Source organism: Pseudomonas lactucae, from assembly GCF_036688725.1.
Taxonomy (GTDB): Bacteria; Pseudomonadota; Gammaproteobacteria; order Pseudomonadales; family Pseudomonadaceae; genus Aquipseudomonas; species Aquipseudomonas lactucae.
Genome location: NZ_JAQQPT010000021.1, coordinates 53178 through 72017, shown reverse-complemented (window position 1 = coordinate 72017; position 18840 = coordinate 53178). Strand labels below are relative to the sequence as shown.

The 18840-nt window shown below is 62.4% G+C and carries 18 protein-coding genes and 1 pseudogene; 10 read left to right on the top strand and 9 right to left on the bottom strand.

Features of this window, described 5'->3' with window-relative positions:
• The first annotated feature begins 32 nt into the window (after positions 1-32).
• Both V6M90_RS22945 and V6M90_RS22940 read left to right on the top strand, forming a co-directional pair.
• Positions 33-1253, top strand: coding sequence for a methionine gamma-lyase (locus V6M90_RS22945; RefSeq protein WP_332847177.1), 1221 nt, complete (start codon positions 33-35; stop codon positions 1251-1253).
• A gap of 52 nt (positions 1254-1305) precedes the next feature.
• A pseudogene (locus V6M90_RS22940) lies at positions 1306-1443 on the top strand (toxin-antitoxin system HicB family antitoxin); the annotation flags it as partial.
• Here V6M90_RS22940 and V6M90_RS22935 read toward each other — a convergent pair.
• From V6M90_RS22935 to V6M90_RS22920, 4 genes are all read right to left on the bottom strand, one after another.
• Positions 1444-2616, bottom strand: a complete 1173-nt coding sequence (locus tag V6M90_RS22935; protein WP_332847176.1) for an MFS transporter — start codon at positions 2614-2616, stop codon at positions 1444-1446. It abuts the pseudogene before it with no gap.
• Positions 2617-2656: 40 nt separating this feature from the next.
• Entirely contained in the window at positions 2657-4012 is a 1356-nt protein-coding gene (locus tag V6M90_RS22930) for an MATE family efflux transporter (protein WP_003173447.1), read from the bottom strand.
• A 236-nt stretch (positions 4013-4248) separates the two neighbouring features.
• Positions 4249-5412: a hypothetical protein gene (locus tag V6M90_RS22925; protein ID WP_332847175.1), complete on the bottom strand. Its 1164-nt coding sequence runs from the start codon at positions 5410-5412 to the stop codon at positions 4249-4251.
• A 205-nt stretch (positions 5413-5617) separates the two neighbouring features.
• Positions 5618-6436: an IclR family transcriptional regulator gene (locus V6M90_RS22920; RefSeq protein WP_003173445.1), complete on the bottom strand. Its 819-nt coding sequence runs from the start codon at positions 6434-6436 to the stop codon at positions 5618-5620.
• A 240-nt stretch (positions 6437-6676) separates the two neighbouring features.
• Here V6M90_RS22920 and V6M90_RS22915 point away from each other — a divergent pair, with 240 nt between their 5' ends.
• The 7 genes from V6M90_RS22915 to V6M90_RS22885 are packed head-to-tail and all read left to right on the top strand — an operon-like array spanning position 6677 to position 13116.
• Positions 6677-7705, top strand: coding sequence for an ABC transporter ATP-binding protein (locus tag V6M90_RS22915; RefSeq protein ID WP_003173444.1), 1029 nt, complete (start codon positions 6677-6679; stop codon positions 7703-7705).
• On the top strand, positions 7702-8547 hold the full coding sequence (locus V6M90_RS22910) for an ABC transporter permease (RefSeq protein WP_003173443.1): 846 nt from the start codon (positions 7702-7704) through the stop codon (positions 8545-8547). The genes V6M90_RS22915 and V6M90_RS22910 overlap by 4 nt, the downstream gene beginning before the upstream one ends.
• A gap of 4 nt (positions 8548-8551) precedes the next feature.
• A complete protein-coding gene (locus tag V6M90_RS22905; protein WP_003173442.1) occupies positions 8552-9346 on the top strand; it encodes an ABC transporter permease in 795 nt (264 codons plus the stop codon).
• On the top strand, positions 9346-9636 hold the full coding sequence (locus tag V6M90_RS22900) for a (2Fe-2S)-binding protein (protein ID WP_003173441.1): 291 nt from the start codon (positions 9346-9348) through the stop codon (positions 9634-9636). The genes V6M90_RS22905 and V6M90_RS22900 overlap by 1 nt, the downstream gene beginning before the upstream one ends.
• Positions 9633-10976, top strand: coding sequence for an FAD/NAD(P)-dependent oxidoreductase (locus tag V6M90_RS22895; RefSeq protein WP_332847174.1), 1344 nt, complete (start codon positions 9633-9635; stop codon positions 10974-10976). Before V6M90_RS22900 ends, V6M90_RS22895 begins: the two co-directional genes overlap by 4 nt.
• The gene (locus V6M90_RS22890) at positions 10973-12070 is read left to right on the top strand and encodes an NAD(P)/FAD-dependent oxidoreductase (protein WP_305429308.1); all 1098 of its coding nucleotides are present in this window, start codon (positions 10973-10975) and stop codon (positions 12068-12070) included. Before V6M90_RS22895 ends, V6M90_RS22890 begins: the two co-directional genes overlap by 4 nt.
• A 14-nt stretch (positions 12071-12084) precedes the next feature.
• Positions 12085-13116 carry an ABC transporter substrate-binding protein gene (locus V6M90_RS22885; protein WP_003173437.1) on the top strand — a complete coding sequence of 344 codons (1032 nt, stop codon included), beginning with the start codon at positions 12085-12087 and terminating at the stop codon, positions 13114-13116.
• Here the strand turns inward: V6M90_RS22885 and nadE are convergent, their stop codons facing one another.
• The 3 genes from nadE to V6M90_RS22870 are packed head-to-tail and all read right to left on the bottom strand — an operon-like array spanning position 13117 to position 15804.
• A complete protein-coding gene (gene nadE / locus V6M90_RS22880; RefSeq protein WP_003173436.1) occupies positions 13117-13926 on the bottom strand; it encodes an ammonia-dependent NAD(+) synthetase in 810 nt (269 codons plus the stop codon).
• 1 nt (position 13927) lies between these two features.
• Positions 13928-15145 carry a nicotinate phosphoribosyltransferase gene (gene pncB / locus V6M90_RS22875; RefSeq protein WP_003173434.1) on the bottom strand — a complete coding sequence of 406 codons (1218 nt, stop codon included), beginning with the start codon at positions 15143-15145 and terminating at the stop codon, positions 13928-13930.
• An 11-nt stretch (positions 15146-15156) separates the two neighbouring features.
• Positions 15157-15804 carry an isochorismatase family protein gene (locus V6M90_RS22870; protein WP_141064502.1) on the bottom strand — a complete coding sequence of 216 codons (648 nt, stop codon included), beginning with the start codon at positions 15802-15804 and terminating at the stop codon, positions 15157-15159.
• A gap of 146 nt (positions 15805-15950) precedes the next feature.
• On the opposite strand from V6M90_RS22870, the gene V6M90_RS22865 reads away from it, so the two are divergent.
• Entirely contained in the window at positions 15951-16643 is a 693-nt protein-coding gene (locus V6M90_RS22865) for an NUDIX hydrolase (RefSeq protein WP_003173432.1), read from the top strand.
• Between the two features lie 91 nt (positions 16644-16734).
• Here the strand turns inward: V6M90_RS22865 and V6M90_RS22860 are convergent, their stop codons facing one another.
• Complete coding sequence (locus tag V6M90_RS22860; RefSeq protein WP_003173431.1) at positions 16735-17508, bottom strand: L-iditol 2-dehydrogenase; 774 nt, start codon at positions 17506-17508, stop codon at positions 16735-16737.
• Positions 17509-17526: 18 nt separating this feature from the next.
• Positions 17527-18837, bottom strand: a complete 1311-nt coding sequence (locus V6M90_RS22855) for an ABC transporter substrate-binding protein (RefSeq protein ID WP_332847173.1) — start codon at positions 18835-18837, stop codon at positions 17527-17529.
• Between the last annotated feature and the right edge of the window lie 3 nt (positions 18838-18840).

Here is an 18840-nt window from a genome sequence, read left to right as displayed (position 1 = left end):
CATAGCATTGTAGGAAATAAGGAGCGTCCGACATGAACAATAAACACCATGCATTCGGCTTTTCCACTCGCGCCATCCACCACGGTTACGACCCCAAGGATCACCACGGCGCACTCGTGCCGCCAATTTACCTGTCGGCGACGTTTGCCTTTCCCACCGTCGAATATGGCGCGGCCTGTTTTGCCGGTGAAGCCAGTGGCCACTTCTATACGCGCATTTCCAATCCGACCCTGGCGCTGCTCGAATCGCGCATGGCGGCGCTGGAAAACGGCGAAGCCGCGGTGGCATTCAGTTCCGGCATGGGTGCGATTGCGGCGACGTTCTGGACGCTGCTGCGCCCCGGCGATGAAGTGATCGTCAGCCAGACGCTCTACGGGTGCACGTTCGCCTTGCTGCACCACGGCATCGGCGAGTTCGGCATCAAGGTGCGGCATGTCGACCTCACCGACCTGGCCGCGCTGCAAGCCGCGCTCTCCCCCGCCACCCGCATGATCTATTGCGAAACCCCGGCCAACCCCACCCTGCAACTGGTGGACATCGCCGCCATCGCCGCCATCGCCCATCAGCAACCGAAGGTGACCGTGGTGGTCGACAACACTTACTGCACCCCCTACCTGCAGCGCCCCCTGGAGCTGGGCGCCGATGTAGTGGTGCATTCGGCCACCAAGTACCTCAGCGGCCATGGCGATATCACTGCCGGTATCGCCGTGAGCAACCAGGCCCTGGCCCAGCGTATTCGCTTGCAGGGCCTCAAGGACCTGACCGGCGCGGTGATGTCGCCCCAGGACGCCGCGCTGCTGATGCGCGGCCTCAAGACCCTGGCCCTGCGCATGGACCGCCATTGCAGCAACGCCCAGCGGGTGGCCGAAGCCTTGCAGGCGCATCCAGCCGTAGCCTGGGTGACTTACCCCGGCCTGCGCTCTTTCGCCCAATACGATTTGGCGGCGCGGCAGATGAGCCAGGCCGGCGGCATGATCGCCTTCGAGCTCAAAGGCGGGATCGCCAGCGGACGACGTTTCATGAACGCGCTCAAATTGTTCACCCGTGCCGTCAGCCTGGGCGATGCCGAATCGCTGGCGCAGCACCCGGCGAGCATGACCCATTCCACCTACACCCCCGAAGAGCGCATGCATCACGGCATCAGCGAAGGGCTGGTGCGCTTATCGGTCGGGCTCGAAGACGCCGCCGACCTGCTGGCGGACGTGCAGCAAGCCCTGGCCACCTGCACCCGCGCCTGTGCGCTGACGCTTTAGACGCATGGAGCGAGGTGTCATCAGGGGTTACATCAAACTCAGGAACGACTCACAAACCGGCCATGACCTGCACCTGGCCGCGGCCCTGGCGGCGAGCCGAAAGAAAGTGACGCTCAACGACCTCACTCGCCAGGCGTTGAATGAGTTTTTGCAGCATCACTGCGCGGATGCACACCCAGCCGCTGGCTGATTATCCCAACCGCCGATAACCCGACACCGCCGCCCCCAGCACCACCGCCCCCGCAACCAACGCTACCCAGAACCCGCTGGCGGCGCCGGAATGGTCGATCATCCAGCCGGAGCTGGCGGCCCCGATGGCCACGCCGATGCTGAGGCCGGTGATCAGCCAGGTCATGCCTTCGGTCAGGCGGCTCGGCGGCACGATCCGCTCCACCAAGGCCATCGACACAATCAGGGTCGGGGCGAAGAACAGCCCGGAGACGAAGATCGCCACCGCCAGGCCCGGAATGTGGGTGACCAGCAGCAGCGGCAAGGTGGTCAACGCCGTGGCCACGCCACAGAACAGGAACTGCCGAGGCAGCGACGCCTTGAGCTTAAGGGTGCCGAAAGCCAGGCCTGCCAGGCATGAGCCGATGGCGTACACCGACAGCACAATGCTCGCCGCCGCCGGTTGGCCTTGATGCTGGGCAAACGCAACGCTGACCACATCCACCACGCCGACGATCATGCCCATGGCCAGCAGCAGGATCATCAGGATCAGCACCGAAGGCGAGGCGATCAGCCAGCCCGCGTGCTCATCCTGATGCACATGCACCGGCGGCTCGGTCGCTCGCTGCATCACGAAGGCGGTCACGCCCACCGCCAGCAACAGCGCCGCCACCAGAGGCCCGGCTTCGGGGAACAGCACCACACTCAGCCCCACTGAAATCGGCGGGCCGATGATGAAGCACACCTCATCGAGCACCGACTCCAGGGCAAATGCGGTTTGCAGCCTGGGCTGGCCGCGGTACAACTGCGTCCAACGCGCCCGCACCATGGCTGACATATTGGGCATGCAGCCGGCCAGGGCGGCGCACAGGAATAATGTCCAGTTCGGCGCCTGCAGGCGGGTGCACAGCAACAACAGCAACAATGCGCCACCGCCGATCAGCGCCGCTACGGGCAACACCTTGCCCTGGCTGTAACGGTCCACCAGGCGCGACACCTGCGGCGCACAAAACGCCGTGGCCAGGGCAAACACCGCCGCCACCGCGCCCGCCAGGCCATAGCCGCCATGCACTTGGGAGAGCATGGTGATCAGGCCGATACCGGTCATGGACACCGGCATGCGCGCAAGCATGCCGGCCAGCACAAAGGCACGCGCGCCGGGCGCCTGGAACAACTCGGCGTAAGGGTTTGCCATGATTTGAACGCCTTTTGTCCTTAAATTGCGCAACCTTGTATCACAGCAACCGCTTGATCTGCTTATGCCGCCATACCAACCGATAATAAGCGGTCTGCAAGACCAGCATGGCCAGGTAGGTTACCGGAAACGCCATCCACACCCCTTCCAGGCCCAAGTGCGCGTTGAACAGGTAGGCCATCGGCAGTTCGACGCCCAGCACGCAGAAGATCGAGATCGCCACCGGCATCAACACCACGCCGCTGGCGCGCATGATGCCGCCAATCACCGCCTGGAAACCAAACACCAGAATGCTCCAGAGCATGATGTGCAACAGGTGCTCGGCGTTGACCCGCGCCGCGTCGTCGGTGATGAACAGGCCGAGCAGCCAGTGCGACAGCGTGTACCCCAGCACGATCAGGCCACCGGTGAGGCAGGTGTTGATCACGAGCCCGGTGCGCAGGATCGGCCCAATGCGCTCAAGGCGCCCCGCACCAATCGCCTGGGCACCCAGGATCGAGGCGGTGATCGCAATCGACAGAGCCGGGAACTGCACGTAGTTGACGATCTGCGTCACCGCGCCATAGGCCGCCGTGGCTTGGGAGCCGTGGCCGTTGACCAGCGCCAGGATGACCAGTTCCGAGAGTGACAACACCACCATCTGCAAGCCCGTGGGCAAGCCGATGCGCAGCACTTTGCCAAGAATGATGCGGTCCAGGCGCAAGGCGGCAAGCAGCTCGCGATCCGGCGCCATGACGTGATGTTTATGGCGCAGGCGCAGTACCAGGAACAGCATCGCCGCGGCGTTCCCCACCAAGCCCGCGTACACCGCGCTTTGAATACCCAGGGTCGGCAGGCCGAGCCAACCGCGAATCAGCGCCGGCGTCAGCAACAGACCGACCAGGGTCGAGACCATCAGCGCCAACAACGGCGAAATCGTATCGCTGACCCCGCGCAATAACTGGGTGTACAGGATAAAGACCAACAGCAGCGGCATGATCAGCATCATCATCTGCGCATACCCCACCGCATCGTCGAGCACATCGAGCGGCGTACCCAGGGCCTGCAACGCGGGTCTCGCGAACACGCTGCCCAGCACCGCCGCCAGCAAACCCACCAGTGCGCCGAGGGTCAGGGTCGCACCGGTGATCTTCTTGACCAAACCTGTTTCCTGGGCGCCCCACGCCTGGCCGATCAGCACCGAGGCGCCCGCCCCCAGCCCGATCACCAGGGCGATAAAGAAAAATACGATGGGAAACATCCCCGACACCGCCGCCAGCGCCTGGGTGCCGAGCATCTGCCCGACGTAGATGCCGTTGAGGGTGCCGGAAAAGCTCTGCAGGAAATTGGACAGCACCATCGGTGCGAGAAAGATCAGGTAGACCTGCCACAGCGGACGTTGCAAAGGGCTTTGCATGAAATACGGGGCCTCGAAAAACAAAAGCGTCCGAGGGTTATACCGTAATTGGATCCGATTTAGCTGCGCTTTATCCAGCAGTGGCCGCTGCGAGGGGGCGGGCGGGTTAACGGCGCGAGCGACCTGTGGGTCAACTCGCTTTTCATAAAGGCGCGCTTGCCTGAAACGGCGACGACTCAATCCAACAGGGGGTTCAAGTTGTACCCGTCGCAGACAAGTCGAGAAAAAACGGTTGGTTATCGCCTCTTTTCCATCAGGAAATCGATATTGTCGATATCGAACCGCTGATCTTTAATACCTTTACCGCCGTAGCCGTTAGTACCGATGTCCAACTCATTCAGCAGAGGCTGGCGCTTGAGCAGCTCCTGGGCAAGTTCACGCACCTGCGGACTATAAGTGGCATCACTTGCCATGACTCCTGCTGCCTTTCTCACTTCGTCAAAGTTGACATAGCCATTGTAAGTACCCTGGCTTATTTGACCGAAGTTCTCCTTAAGATTTTGCAGAAGATCGTGATCACTCATGGTCCGGAACGTGTTCGACGCATCACCCAGATCCTCCCGGGAAAAACGTCCATCCAGGGTGCCTGTTTTACCTTGGTCGAGCTGTTTGAATAGCCCGCCACGGTTCTGCATCTCCCGGGAGAGATCCATTTCATCTTGCGTGGCCGGTCGGCCGTCCAAATGATAGCCGCTCGCGATCGAACCGAGTGAGTTGTCAGTGATGAAGCCTGGTGTATTGGGGTCTTCCAGGGCGCCAAAGCGAGTCAGTACTTTATTGGCGAAATCCTCATTACTGTCCTTGGCATAGGGCCCAAGCGCAGACATCGAACCCTGGCCATACTGGGAATAATCAGCCGAAGAGTTCTGCAAGGCTGCTCGTTCGGTAAACGCTGACGGCTGGGCAGCGTTTTGCGCAAACGGTGGATTCATCAAGGGATGCCGCATGCCACCGTTGTCCCCGTTGTGGTCTGCCCAAGACTGTTGCCTCTGAGAGGGGCCGCTGAAGGGCATCTCCTGGGCTTGCAGATACGCGAGTGTGTGGTCTGCATCGCCTTGGCTGATAAGCCCGTCTTGTTGGCCACCCTGGCTGATGCCGTCCAACATCGAACTCATTTGAGGATTACGGGTTATCTCCCGAGCCAGCATTGTCATTCGATCATGGTAAGGATCGCCCGTCATTGGACGATCGGCCGCATGTTCAAGTGAATCACGCGCGACAAAAGAAGAACCCGGCGTCTGGAAGTAACTGAAGCTGGAGACAAACTCTTGCGCCACTTGAGAGGCAGGCAGCCCGCTACCGTTATATGCGGGCTGGCCGGCGCCACGGCCTGGGTAATTGCAGAAAGCATCAACGTTCATGTCGAACGGGGGCGTAAGTCTCATAAATGGTCCGGCCATAGCATCACCTTAGATAATAGAAATACTCAACTATCAACCCGGTAAAAAACCCCCACCGGGTCAACGCTACTTCTGTGGTGACGTCTCTATGGGCGGTTCCAAAAAAAGCAGGTAGATATACAGTTATTCGTACGAAGGCCGCGTCCAGTACCGTGTAAAAGAACCATGCCGGTGGATGAAGTCACCCACCAAATACGTAGGAATACTACCCGCCAAAGGTCTGCGAAGGCCGGCGCAACGTCGGATCAAACGGATTGATCCGTGGCCCGATCGCCGCCGCTTCACGCTTGAGCAACTCCACCACCATCGGCAGCCGACCCGGCCCCAGCCGATCGCTGATGGTTGCCACACTCAACGCCGCCACCGCGTGCCCATCCCGATTGAGAATAGGCACCGCCAGGCCGGCCATGCCTTCAAGCACGCCGGTATTGCGCGCGGCATAGCCCAGGCGCCGCACGTTTTCCACTTCCGAGCGCAGCAGCACTTCGTCATACAGGTGAAAATCCTTGAGCCGAGGCAGGTTGTAGCGAATCACGGTTTCACGCTCCTCTTCCGGCAGGAATGCCAGGATCGCCAGGCTGCCCTGCCCCACCCCGAGCGCCACCCGCCCACCGATATCGCCGGTGAACGTGCGGATGGGGTATGGCCCTTCGCTGCGATCCAGGCAGATCGCGTCAAACCCGCTGCGCGCCAGCAAAAACAGCGAGTCGCCCAGCGAAGCACTCAGACGCAACAGGCTCGGGCGTACCACATCACGCAGGTTGCCGGTCTTGCCCGCATTAGCCGCCAGGGCGAAGAACTCAAGGCTCAGGCGATAGCGCTTGCTGCGTGCGTCCTGCTCCACCATGCCTTCGTCCATCAGGCTGCGCAGCAGGCGGTGGGTGGTGGGTTGGGACAGGCCGACCTGTTGGGCGAGCTGGGTCACGCGCTCACCGCCCTCGGGGATATCACCCAGAGCCCGCAACAAAGCAAACAGACGTGACACCCCACCCGAACCGACTTCATTCCGCTCAGTGGAATTCATAACGCTTTATTCCTGCATGGATTCTAGTGAATGAATAAAACTGAAATTAGCAGTCCATTCAATGAAATTTGATCTTCCGCGCATCCTAGTCTTCGTCCTAATCTGCGTCCACAGGGGCGAAATGAACAACAACCGGCAGCCGACTTGAGATCGAGCGCCAACGCACCGGCAAGACCTTTTCGCATCTGCCCAAAACAAAAAAGCGCGTCTCGACGCGACTCAAAAAGGTGGAACGCAGGCATGGCATTTCTCCAACTCAACGCCTTGAGCAAACGCTACGGCGCCGTCGATGCAGTGGTCGCCACCGACCTTGCCGTGGAAAAAGGCGAGTTCGTCTCCCTGCTCGGCCCCTCGGGCTGCGGCAAGACCACCACCCTGCAAATGATCGCCGGCTTCGTCGACGTGAGCGGCGGGCAGATCCTGCTCGACGGGCGCGACATCACCCACGCCAAGCCCGCCAGCCGCGGCCTGGGCGTGGTGTTCCAGAGCTACGCGCTGTTCCCGCACATGACGGTGCGCGACAACGTCGCCTTTGGCCTGAAAATGCGCAAGGTGTCGGCCGCCGATATCGCCAGCAAGGTCAAGACCGTGCTGGAACTGGTGCGCCTGGCCCCACATGCCGACCGTTACCCGCGCGAGCTGTCCGGCGGCCAACGCCAGCGCGTGGCCCTGGCCCGCGCACTGGTGATCGAGCCGCCGGTGTTGCTGCTCGATGAACCGCTGTCCAACCTCGACGCCAACCTGCGTGAAGAGATGCAGTTCGAAATCCGCCGCATCCAGTGCGCCGTGGGCATCACTACCTTGATGGTCACCCACGACCAGGCCGAAGCGCTGTCGATCAGCGACCGCGTGGTGGTGATGCAGGCCGGGCGTGTGACCCAGATCGACGCGCCCTACACGCTGTACGAACACCCGCGCACACGGTTCATCTCGGACTTCGTCGGCAAGGCCAACCTGCTGCCCGGCGATTACGATCAACACGGCATCCCGCAGGTGCGTCACGCAAACGGTGACGGCGAGCTGACCCTGAGCCTGCGCCCGGAAAAAATCACCTTGGTCGACGCAGGTTCGGGTCGCCTGCAAGGCAGGGTGCTCGACCGCTACTTCTTCGGCAGCCAATGGCTGTACCGCATCCACACTGACCTTGGCGAAATCACCGTAGTGCGCGGTAACGACGGCAACGCGCCGCTGGCCAACGGCGCGGCGGTCGGCCTGGAGTGGCAGGCGCAGTTGCTGCGGGTGTTGGCCGCGGACGAGGTGCCGGCATGAGCCGGGGTTATCTGCTGTCACTGCCGGCGCTGGTACTGTTCGCCGGGCTACTGATGCTGCCGCTGGGCCTGACGCTGGTGCTGTCGTTCAACGTGTTCGACTACCAGGTGGGCGTGAAGGCCGATGAATGGACCCTGGCCCATTACCTGTCGTTGTTCAGCGACGCCTACTTCTACGAAATCTTCTGGCGCACCTTCTGGATCAGCGCGCTGGTGACCTTGCTCTGCGTGGTGATCGGGGTGCCGGAGGCTTACATCCTCAGTCGCATGGGCACCCCGTGGCGCTCGATTTTCCTGATTCTGATCCTCACCCCGTTGCTGATTTCGGTGGTGGTGCGCGCGTTTGGCTGGAGCCTGCTGCTGGGCGCGGACGGGCTGGTCAACCAACTGATCCAACTGCTCGGCGGGCGTCCGGTAAAACTGCTGTACACGCCGTTCGCGGTGATCATCGCGCTGGTGCACGTGATGCTGCCGTTCATGATCATCCCGGTGTGGACCTCGCTGCAAAAGCTCGACCCGTCGGCCGAACAAGCCGCCTTGTCGCTGGGCGCGAGCCAGGCCACGGTGATGCGCAAGATCGTGTTGCCCCAGGTGATGCCGGGGGTACTGTCCGGCACGTTGATCGTGTTCGGCCTGGCCGCCAGCTCGTTTGCGATCCCCGGCCTGCTGGGCGGTCGGCGCCTGAAAATGGTCGCCACCGTGGTCTACGACCAGTACCTCTCGGAACTCAACTGGCCCATGGGCGCGACCATCGCGGTAGTGCTGCTGTTGGTCAATCTGTTGATCATGCTGAGCTGGAACCGCGTGGTCGAAAGCCGCTACAAAAAGTCCCTGGGGGTTTAAGCGCATGTCCAGAAACGGTCCTTTGGCCTTGGGTTTTCATGGTTTGGTGGTGCTGTTCATGATGGCACCGCTGGTGGTGGTGTGCCTGGTGGCGTTCACCCCGGAAAACACCTTGAGTCTGCCGACGTCGGGCTTCTCCCTGCGCTGGTTTCGCGCGGTGTTCGAGCGTGCCGACTTTATCCAGGCGTTCTACAACAGCCTGATCCTGGCGTTTACCGCTGCAAGCCTGGCGACGCTGATTGCGGTGCCGGCAGCGCTGGCGATCAGTCGCTATCAATTTGCGGGGCGCAATTTTTTCAGCGCGTTGTTCCTCTCACCGATCATCATCCCGCACCTGGTGCTGGGGGTGGCGATGCTGCGCCTGTTTGCGCTGATGGGCGTGAACGGCAGCTTTACCTGGCTGATGCTGGCCCATGTGGTAATCATCACCCCGTATGTGCTGCGCCTGGTGCTGGCCGCCGCCATCGGCATTGATCGCAGTGCCGAACAGGCGGCCGAATCCCTCGGCGCAGGGCGCTTTACCCTGTTTCGCCAGATCACCCTGCCGATGATCCTGCCCGGCGTGGCCGGTGGCTGGCTGCTGGCGTTCATCAACAGTTTCGATGAAGTGACGCTGTCGATTTTTGTCAGCTCGCCGGCCACGCAAACCCTGCCGGTGCGCATGTATGTGTACGCCACCGAGTCTATCGACCCGATGATGGCGGCGGTGTCGGCGCTGGTGATTGCGCTGACGGCGGCGACCATGATTCTGCTCGACCGGGTCTACGGCCTGGACCGCGTGCTGGTGGGGAAACACTGATGGCCTTGTTCAAACGCTTGGCCGAAACCCAGCGCCCTGCCCTGGCGTTCACGCTGGACGGGCAACCCGCCGCCGGCCTGCTCGGCGACACGGTACTGACCGCCGTGCTGACCTGCGCCGAACACCTGCGCGGCAGTGATTTCAGTGCCGAGCGCCGTGCGGGGTTCTGTCTGATGGGTGCATGTCAGGATTGCTGGGTACGGCTGGCGGATGGGCGGCGGGTTCGCGCCTGTTCGACCTTGCTGGAAGCTGGCCAGGCGATCAGCCGCGATCCGGGGCGCCAGGTATGAAACCGATTGTGATTGTGGGCGCGGGCCCGGCCGGCATCAGCGCGGCGCGTACCTTGCTCGACCATGGCCTCAAGCCCTGCCTGGTGGATGAGAGCCTGCGCGGTGGCGGGCAGATTTATCGGCGCCAACCCCAGGGTTTTCAACGCACCGCCAAGCAACTCTATGGTTTTGAGGCAAGCAAGGCCGAGGCTGTGCATCGCACCCTGGACGAGCTGGCGAGTTTGATCGACTACCGCCCCGACACCCTGGTGTGGAATGCCGAGGACGGGCGTCTGGACATGCTCAATCACGGCCGCGCCGAGAGCGTCGAGTATGCACAGCTCATCGTGGCCACCGGCGCCACCGACCGCATCCTGCCGGTACCGGGCTGGACCTTGCCCGGGGTCTACAGCCTGGGCGCGGCTCAGATCGCGCTGAAGTTCCAGGGCTGTGCGATTGGCGAGCGTGTGGCGTTCTGCGGCAGCGGACCGTTGCTGTACCTGGTGGCTTACCAGTACGCCAAGGCCGGCGCCACGGTGGTGGCGGTACTCGACAGCGCACCGTTCAGCGCCCAATGCCGGGCGTTACCGGCCCTGCTTGGGCAACCCGCAACCTTGGCCAAGGGCTTGTACTACCGCGCCTGGCTGACGGCCCATGGGATTCCGGTGCATCAGGGCGCGACGCTTGAACGGATCGATGGTGAGCAGCGGGTCAGCGGCATTCGTTTTGGTGAGTGCAGCCTGGACTGCGACGCCGTGGCGTTCGCCCATGCGCTGCGCAGCGAGACGCAACTGGCGGATCTGCTCGGCTGCGAATTTGCCTGGAACGCATTGAACCGCGCCTGGCTGCCTCAGCGCGACAGCGCCGGGCGCAGCAGTATCGACGGGGTGTACCTGGCAGGCGACGGCGCCGGCATCATGGGCGCGGATGCCGCGCAAATGGCCGGTGAGCGCGCGGCACTGGCGGTGCTGGAGGATACGGGCATCGTGAGCGACCCTCGTCGCCCGGCCGTTCTGGAGCGGCAATTGGCAAGCATCCAGCGCTTTCGCCAGGGCCTGGAAACCGCGTTCCCCTTCCCTGAGCAATGGGCGGCGCGGGCGCCGGATATGCTGATTGTGTGCCGCTGCGAAGAAGTCAGCGCGGGCGATGTGCGCACGGTGGTGGATGAAGGCCATTGGGAAATCAACCGGGTCAAAGCCCATTGCCGGGTGGGCATGGGCCGCTGCCAGGGCCGCATGTGCGGGTTGGCGGCGGCGGAGATTGTGGCCGAGCGCAGTGGTCGTGCGATCGAAAGCGTGGGTCGCCTGCGCGGCCAGGCGCCGATCAAGCCGCTGCCGTTTGGCGTGCAGGTGCAGCCATGATCGACGTGATCGTATTGGGCGGCGGGATTGTCGGCGCGTCGGCGGCATTGATGCTGGCGCACAAAGGCCAGCGTGTGGCGCTGGTCGAGCGGGACTTCTGTGGCTCGCACTCCAGCGGCGTGAACTACGGCGGCGTGCGCCGCCAGGGACGGCCGTTGCACCAGTTGCCGCTGTCGCAGCGCGCCCATCAGCTATGGGCGGACTTGCCGGGGTTGATCGGCATCGACGGTGAATATGTGCGCTCCGGGCATTTGAAGCTGGCGCGCAGTCATGCGGATTTCGCCGCGCTGCAGGCCTACGCCGAGCAGACCCGCGGCTATGGCCTGGGCTTGCAACTGCTGGATCACGCCGAGCTGCGCGCACGTTTCCCGTGGGTCGGGGATGTGGCGGTTGGCGCCTCGCTGTGCCCTGAAGACGGGCATGCCAACCCGCGCCTGGTATCGCCCGCCTTTGCTCGCGCGGCCCGCCGACACGGCGCGTCGATTTTCGAACAGGCCGAAGTCATCCGAATCGAACACCACGCCGGCCTGTTCCAGGTGCATTGCGCCAACGGCCTGCACCTGCAGGCGCCGTGGCTGCTCAATTGCGCCGGGGCCTGGTCCGGTGCTGTCGCGGCGCAGTTTGGCGAGCCGGTGCCGATCACCTCGGCACACCCGGCGATGCTGGTGACCGAGCCGTTGCCGGTGGTGATGGACGTCAGCACGGGCGTTGAAGGCGGCGGGATCTATGCGCGCCAGGTCGCCCGGGGCAATTGCATCCTTGGCGGCGGGCGCGGCTTTGCCCTCGGGGCCTTGCAGGCTCGGCCGGGCCAGGTGGCGGTCCTGGAGATTCTGCGCAACGCCGCCGAGCTGTACCCGTTTCTCAAGGGCGCCCAGGCCATTCGGACCTGGAGCGGCACCGAAGGTTACCTGCCCGATCACGAACCGGTGATCGGTCCCAGCAGCACCCAACCTGGCCTGCTCCACGGTTTCGGCTTTGCCGGCGCCGGGTTCCAGCTGGGCCCGGCCGTCGGCGAAGCCCTGGCAGAAATCGTCTGCGAAGGCGCCAGCCGCCAACCCATCGAAGCGTTTTCCATCCGTCGTTTCCAAGCCTGAGAGGAAGAACATCCATGAGTACTCGTATTGCGTTGTCCTGCTTGTCCCTCGCTCTGCTCGCGTCCACCGCCCACGCCGCGCCGACGCTGTACCTGGGCATGAACGGCGGCACCATGGAACGGGTCTACGCCGACAAGGTGCTGCCAGCGTTTGAAAAAGCCAATAACGTCAAGGTGGTGATCGTGCCCGGCACCTCGTCGGACATTCTCGCCAAGGTCCAGGCCAACAAGGACAACCCGCAGATGCACGTGATGTTCCTCGATGACGGCATCATGTACCGCGCCATCTCCATGGGCCTGTGCGACAAGCTGGCGCCCAGCCCGTCCCTGGCGCAGATCCCGGCCAAGGCAAAAATCAAGGACGAAGCGGTGGCCGTGACCCTGGGCGTCACCGGCCTGGGCTACAACGCCAAGATGTTCAAGGAAAAAGGCTGGGCCGCGCCGACCTCGTGGATGGACCTGGCCGACCCGCGCTTCAAGGAAAAAGTCGTGTTCCAATCCCTGGCCTCGTCCACCTTCGGCCTGCACGGCTTCCTGATGTTCAACCGCCTCCAGGGCGGCGATGAAACCAACGTGGAACCGGGGTTCAAGGCTTGGCCAAACACCGTCGGCCCCAACGTGCTGGAGTACATCGCCAGCTCGGCGAAAATCTCCGAGATGGTGCAGACCGACGAAGCGGCGATCTTTCCGCTGACGCCGACCCAGGTCACCACCCAGAAGCTGCTCGGCGTACCGATGGAATATGCCCAACCCAAGGAAGGCGCCGTGGTGCTCAACGTGGCCGAATGCGTGATCGCGCGCAACGACCAGCCGGAACTGGCGCAGAAACTCGCGGCGTTCCTGATTACCGCCCAAGCCCAGGCGCCGGCGCTGGAAGAAGGCGACCAGATCCCGTCCAACCCGACCACGCCCACCACTGACAAGACCCGTGCACGGGTGGAAGCGATGCAGGGTTACTTGCAGACGGCGATTTCGATCGATTGGGACCAGGTGAACCAGGCACGGCCGGAGTGGAATGCGCGGTGGAGTCGGTCGATCGAGCGCTGATTAAACCGGAGCAATCGGCAGCGCGCGCTTGTGCGCTGTCTTGCGGTATGCGCCCTCGACAATCGCCCGGACCCGCTCGCTCACCGGCTCGCCCATCAGATATGCATCAATCTCGTCGTACGAACAGCCATAGGCATGCTCATCCAGCTTGCCCGGCGCCAGTTCTTCGAGGTCGGCGGTGGGGTGTTTGCGCACCAGGGTCGCCGGGGCGCCGAGGGCGCTGGCCAGCAGGCGCACCTGGGTTTTGGTCAGACCGGACAGCGGGGCCAGGTCGCAGGCGCCGTCGCCGAATTTGGTGAAGAAGCCCATCAGCGCTTCGGCGCCGTGGTCGGTGCCGACCACCAGGCCGTTGTGCAGGTTGGCCACGGCGTACTGGGCGATCATGCGGGTGCGAGCCTTGACGTTACCTTTGACGAAGTCGACATGGGCGGCGCTGGCTTCGGTTGCCGACAGGCTGGCCATCAGGCCGTCAACGCTGGCGGCAATGTTGAGGGTGTCGATGTGGTCCGGGGTGATGAAATCCAGGGAGGCCTGGGCGTCGCTTTCGTCGGCCTGGGTTTTGTAGGGCAGGCGCATGGCGATAAACCGCGCGGCGTAGTCTTCGCGGCGCAGTTGCTCCACCGCCAATTGGCACAGGCGGCCAGCCGCGAGGGAATCCACGCCGCCGCTGATGCCGAGCACCAGGGCCGTGCAGCCGGCCTGACGCAACGTGGTCTTGATGAAGTCGATGCGCCGTTGGATTTCCTTGGCCTCACCGCCCTTCACCAGTGTGCGGTCGATATTCAGTTCCTGCGCGATACGGTCTTGCATGTCACACCTCCACGTTGCCGATGTTGAATACCTTGGCTGCATACTGCAAAAACGAGGCGTCTTCGCAGACGTTCTTGATCGGATCATCCGAGAATTTCACCACCGGTTCGCCGTGGACCCGCACCAGTTTCATCACGATGCTCAGGGGTTGCACTCCCTCCACATCGCACGCAAGACTGGTGCCCATGCCGAAGCCGAACTTGGCCTTGCCACGCACATGGCGCAGGATCGGCAGGCATTTCTCGAAGTTCAGCCCGTCCGAGAACATAAGGTCTTTGGTCATCGGGTCGATACCGAGTTCCTTGTATTTGGCCAGCACTTTGTCGGCCCAGACGATGGGGTCGCCGGAGTCCTGGCGCAGACCGTCGTAGAGCTTGGCGAAGTACAGGTCGAAGTCCTTGAGGAAAAAATCGGTGCTGATGGTATCGGTCAACGCCACACCCAGGCGGCCCCGGTATTCACGCACCCAGTTTTCCAGGCCGGCGTTCTGGCTTTCGCGCAACCGGCCCAATTGCTGGTGCACCATCATCCACTGGTGAGCCATGGTGCCGATCAGCGGCAAGTCGAATTCGTAGGCCAGGTGCGCGTTGCTGGTGCCGACGAACTGGCCGGGGAAGTCGCGGCGCATGATGTCCACGACCTCGCGCTGGGCCTTGAACGACAGGCGGCGGCGGGTGGAGAAATCAGAGACGCGCAGATCGGCGAGTTCCTCGCGACTGAAGTTTTTCTCCAGCCAGTCGAATTTCCGATAGAGCTTGCGAGTGACGTCTTCCAGGCTCACGTCGGGGTATTTGTCGCGGTTGCGCAACTCGCTCACCAACGCCAGTACCGGTTGTTCGAACATGATGCAGTGCAGCATCGGACCGATCACCCGGATGTTCAGCTGGCCGTCGACCTCGCTGACGTGGATGTAGCGCAGATTGAAACGGAACAGGCCAAGAAAACGCTCATAGTCCGGGGTGAGGTATTCGCGAAAGCGCGGGTTGAACAGAAAGCGCAGCTCGCCTTCACGCATCTGCAGGCCGGCGAGTTTTTCCAGCTCGTCGCGCAATTGCGGGATCAGATGACCGAGTTTTTCCTTGGAGCGGACGATGAAATTGTATTCCACATCCACATTGGGATGCTGGTGCAGCACGGCCTGCATCATGGTGAAGGTGTAGTAGTCAGTGTCGAGCAAGCCCTGGATAACCGGGGATTCGTAGTCGTAGGCACTTTCCATGGTGTTTCTCCTCAACGCGCGGCCATCGCGGCCAGTTCTTCGCGGGTGCTGCTGATGACAGCACCGGCCCTGAGCAACTCATTGACAGCCTGTACACCGCCCTCCTCGCTGATACCGCGGCAGGCCGGCAAGTGCAGGACCACTTCCAGGTCGGCCTTGAGCAATTGCAAGGCGGTGGTCTTGACGCAGTAGTCCAGGGCCAGGCCACCGACAATCACGCGGACCACGCCTTGAGCCTTGAGGTACTCGATCACGCCGGTGGACAGCTTGTCGTGCAGGTCGTGGTAGCAGGCGCCGTAGGGGTGCAGGTCGGGTTCGACGCCTTTCCAGACGAAGTAATCGTAGTCATACGGCGTCGGCAGTTCGTCGAGCAAGGTGAAGCCTTCGGTGCCCGGTACGCAGTGGGCGACCCAGGTGAGGTCGGCATGTACGAGGCCGGTGGCTTTCATCATCTCGCTCGGGTGTGCGACCACCCAGGGAGCCTGCGGGGTGTGCGCGTCCTTGCTGCCGACGCGGTGGCCGGCAAGGCTGGCCATGTAGTTGAGCTCGGCGCCGATCTGATCGCCACCGGCCACAGGCAACTCATTGGGGCACAGCGGCGTGAAGCTCTTTTGGGCGTCGACGTCGAATGAAGCAACGGCGGTTTTCGCGAGGGTCATGATGGTTCTCCTATGGCCTGGAAACAAAAGTACACGTCATGTACCTTCATTGCAAGAAACATTTATTTATCTATGCTTGAGCAAGTACATGACATCGCTGTTCGATCCGTTAGACTGTGCCCCAATGCCGTTTGGAAGGACTTCACATGCCACTTAGCGCTTACCTCCACACCGTCGACCTGTGCGTACTGTTTTACTGCCGCGCCTCGGGCGAACTCAAACTGCTGCTGAACAAACGTGACGCCGAACCCTTCGCCGGGCATTGGGCGCTGCCAGGCGTGGTAGTCAATGGCGGCGTGCAAGATCTGAGCCTCAAGGATGCCGTGGAACGGTTGCGCGCCAGTGACAAAGTCGGCCTGACCCTGGCCTGGAGCGAGCAGGTGGGCACGGTGGGCGACGCGTTTCGCGACCCGCGCTGCTGGTCGTCGTCCACGTTCTACCTGGCAATCGTGGCGGATGAAGTGACACTGGGCGAGCATCAAGCCTGGTTTTCACTGAACGCGGTGGCGAACGGCAGTCTCAAGCTGCCGTTCGATCACAACCTGATCGTGGCGGCGGTGCAGGATCGGTTGTTGTCCAAGTCGCTGTACAGCAGCTTGCCGCTGATGTTCCTGGGCGATGAGTTCAGTGCCCCGCAAGCGACTACGATCTTCTCACTGGTACTGGCGCGGCCGGTGTTGAAGACCAGTGTTCGCCAACGTTTGCTGAAGCTGACCGAGGCGGGATATTTGCGTGAGACGGGGCGCAAAAAACAGGGTGAAGGCGGCAGGCCGCAGGCGACGGTGGAGATGTTGAAGCCTGGGGAGATCTACTTCTTTGATCGCAGTTTTGCTGAGTAGCCCTGTTTTCAAGAACAATGAAATTCAAATGTGGGAGGGGCAAGTCGAATCGTCGCACCGCCCCTCCCACAGTTTTGATCGGTGTAGGCCGCTAGTTCATCCAATTACCGCCATCGACGTTGTACGTCTGGGCCACCACATAGTCGGCCTCCTTTGATGCCAGGAAAATCGCCATCCCGGTCAAATCCTGCGCCGTGCCCATCCGCCCGAACGGCACCTCTTCCCCTACCCGTTTCTTCTTCTCCCCCGGCGCCAACCCTTCATGCCTGGCAAACAACGCGTCCACCCCGTCCCAATGCTCACCGTCCACCACGCCGGGGGCGATGGCGTTGACGTTGATCCCTTGTTTGATCAGGTTCAACCCCGCCGATTGGGTCAGGCTGATCACCGCCGCCTTGGTCGCGCAATACACCGCCACCAATGCCTCACCGCGCCGCCCGGCCTGGCTGGCCATGTTGATGATCTTGCCGCCATGGCCCTGGCGGATCATCTGCCGAGCCGCAGCTTGCAGCGTGAACAGCGTACCGGCGACATTGATCGAGAACAGCCGCTCGAAGCTGTCGCGGGTGATGTCGACGATGGGCGCCAGGTCGAACAGTGCCGCGTTGTTGACGAGGATATCCAGCTTGCCGGCATGGGCCACCACAGCGGCAATCGCGGCGTCGATGGAGAACTGGTCGGTGACGTCCATCGCCACCGCATAGGCCTGGGGACCGAGTTCGGCGGCGGTGGCCTGGGCGCGTTGCAGGTTGATATCGGCGATGGCGACGGTGGCGCCTTCAGCGATATACGCCTGGGCAAACGCGCGGCCAATCCCACGCGCCGATCCGGTGATCAGCGCACTTTTACCTTCAAGTCGTTTCATGAGGATGTCCTGTAACAATCACTTCGGGTATCCGGCGCGTTTCATCTCGCGCTCAGTGGTCGATTGCGCCTGCACCAACGCCTGATCAACCGTCATGCCGCCGGTCAGCGCCGCCGAGAACAACTTGCCGACGGAGGTGCCGATGGCCTGGAACTCAGGGATGGTCACGTACTGGATGCCCACGTATGGCACCGGTTTGGCCGAGGGATGCGCGGGGTCGGCGTGCTTCATCATCGCCAGCGTGACCTGGGCAAACGGCGCAGCTTTCAGGTAGGCGTCGTTGTAGGTGGACTGGCGCGTGCCGGGCGGTACGTTGGTGATGCCTTCTTTGTCGGCGACCAGTTGGATGTAGTCCTTGGACGTCGCCCAGGTGATAAAGGCCTTGGCGGCGTCTTTGTGTTTAGAGGTCGCCGGGATGGCCAATGACCAGGCGTAGAGCCAGGAGGAACCTTTGTCCGTCACCTCGGTGGGCGCTGCGGCAAAACCGACGTTGTCGGCCACCTTGCTCTGGCTGGCATCGGTGGTAAAGGAGCCGGCCACGCTCGCATCCACCCAGATCGCACATTTGCCGCTGTTGAACAGCGCCAGGGTTTCGTTGAAGCCATTACTGGAAACGCCCGGCGGGCCGTACTGCTTGAGGGTGTTGACGTAGAAGTTGGCGGCGGCGGTCCATTCGGGACTGGTCAGCTCGGGCTTCCATTGCTCATCGAACCAGCGCGCGCCAAAGGCGTTGGCCATGGTGCTCAGCAGCGCAATGTTCTCGCCCCAGCCGGCCTTGCCGCGCAGGCACATGCCGTATTGGCCTTTGTCCTTGGCCGTGAGCTTGGCGGCGAATTCGCCGAGCTGGGTCCAGGTGGGTTGCGCGGGCATGTTCAGGCCGGCTTGCTTGAACAGGTCGGTGCGGTAATAAGTGACGGTGCTTTCGCCGTAAAACGGCAAGGCATACAAGGTGTTATTCACCGACAGGCCTTGGCGCACCGAAGGGAAGATGTCCTCGGCGTCGTAATCGGGCGGCAGTTGGTTGAGCGGTTCCAGCCACTGTTTGGCGCCCCATAGCGGAGTTTCGTAAGTGCCGATGGTCAGCACGTCGAACTGCCCGCCCTGGGTGGCGATGTCGGTGGTGAGGCGTTGGCGCAGTACGTTTTCTTCAAGCACCACCCAGTTGAGCTTGATGTCCGGGTGCTGCTGCTCGAACACCTTGGATAGGCGCTGCATGCGGATCATGTCGCTGTTGTTGACCGTGGCGATGGTCACGGTATCGGCGGCATGACTGGGCAGCGCCAAGGTCAGGCCGGACAGCAGGAACAGTGCTTTGGGTAACGATGACATGGC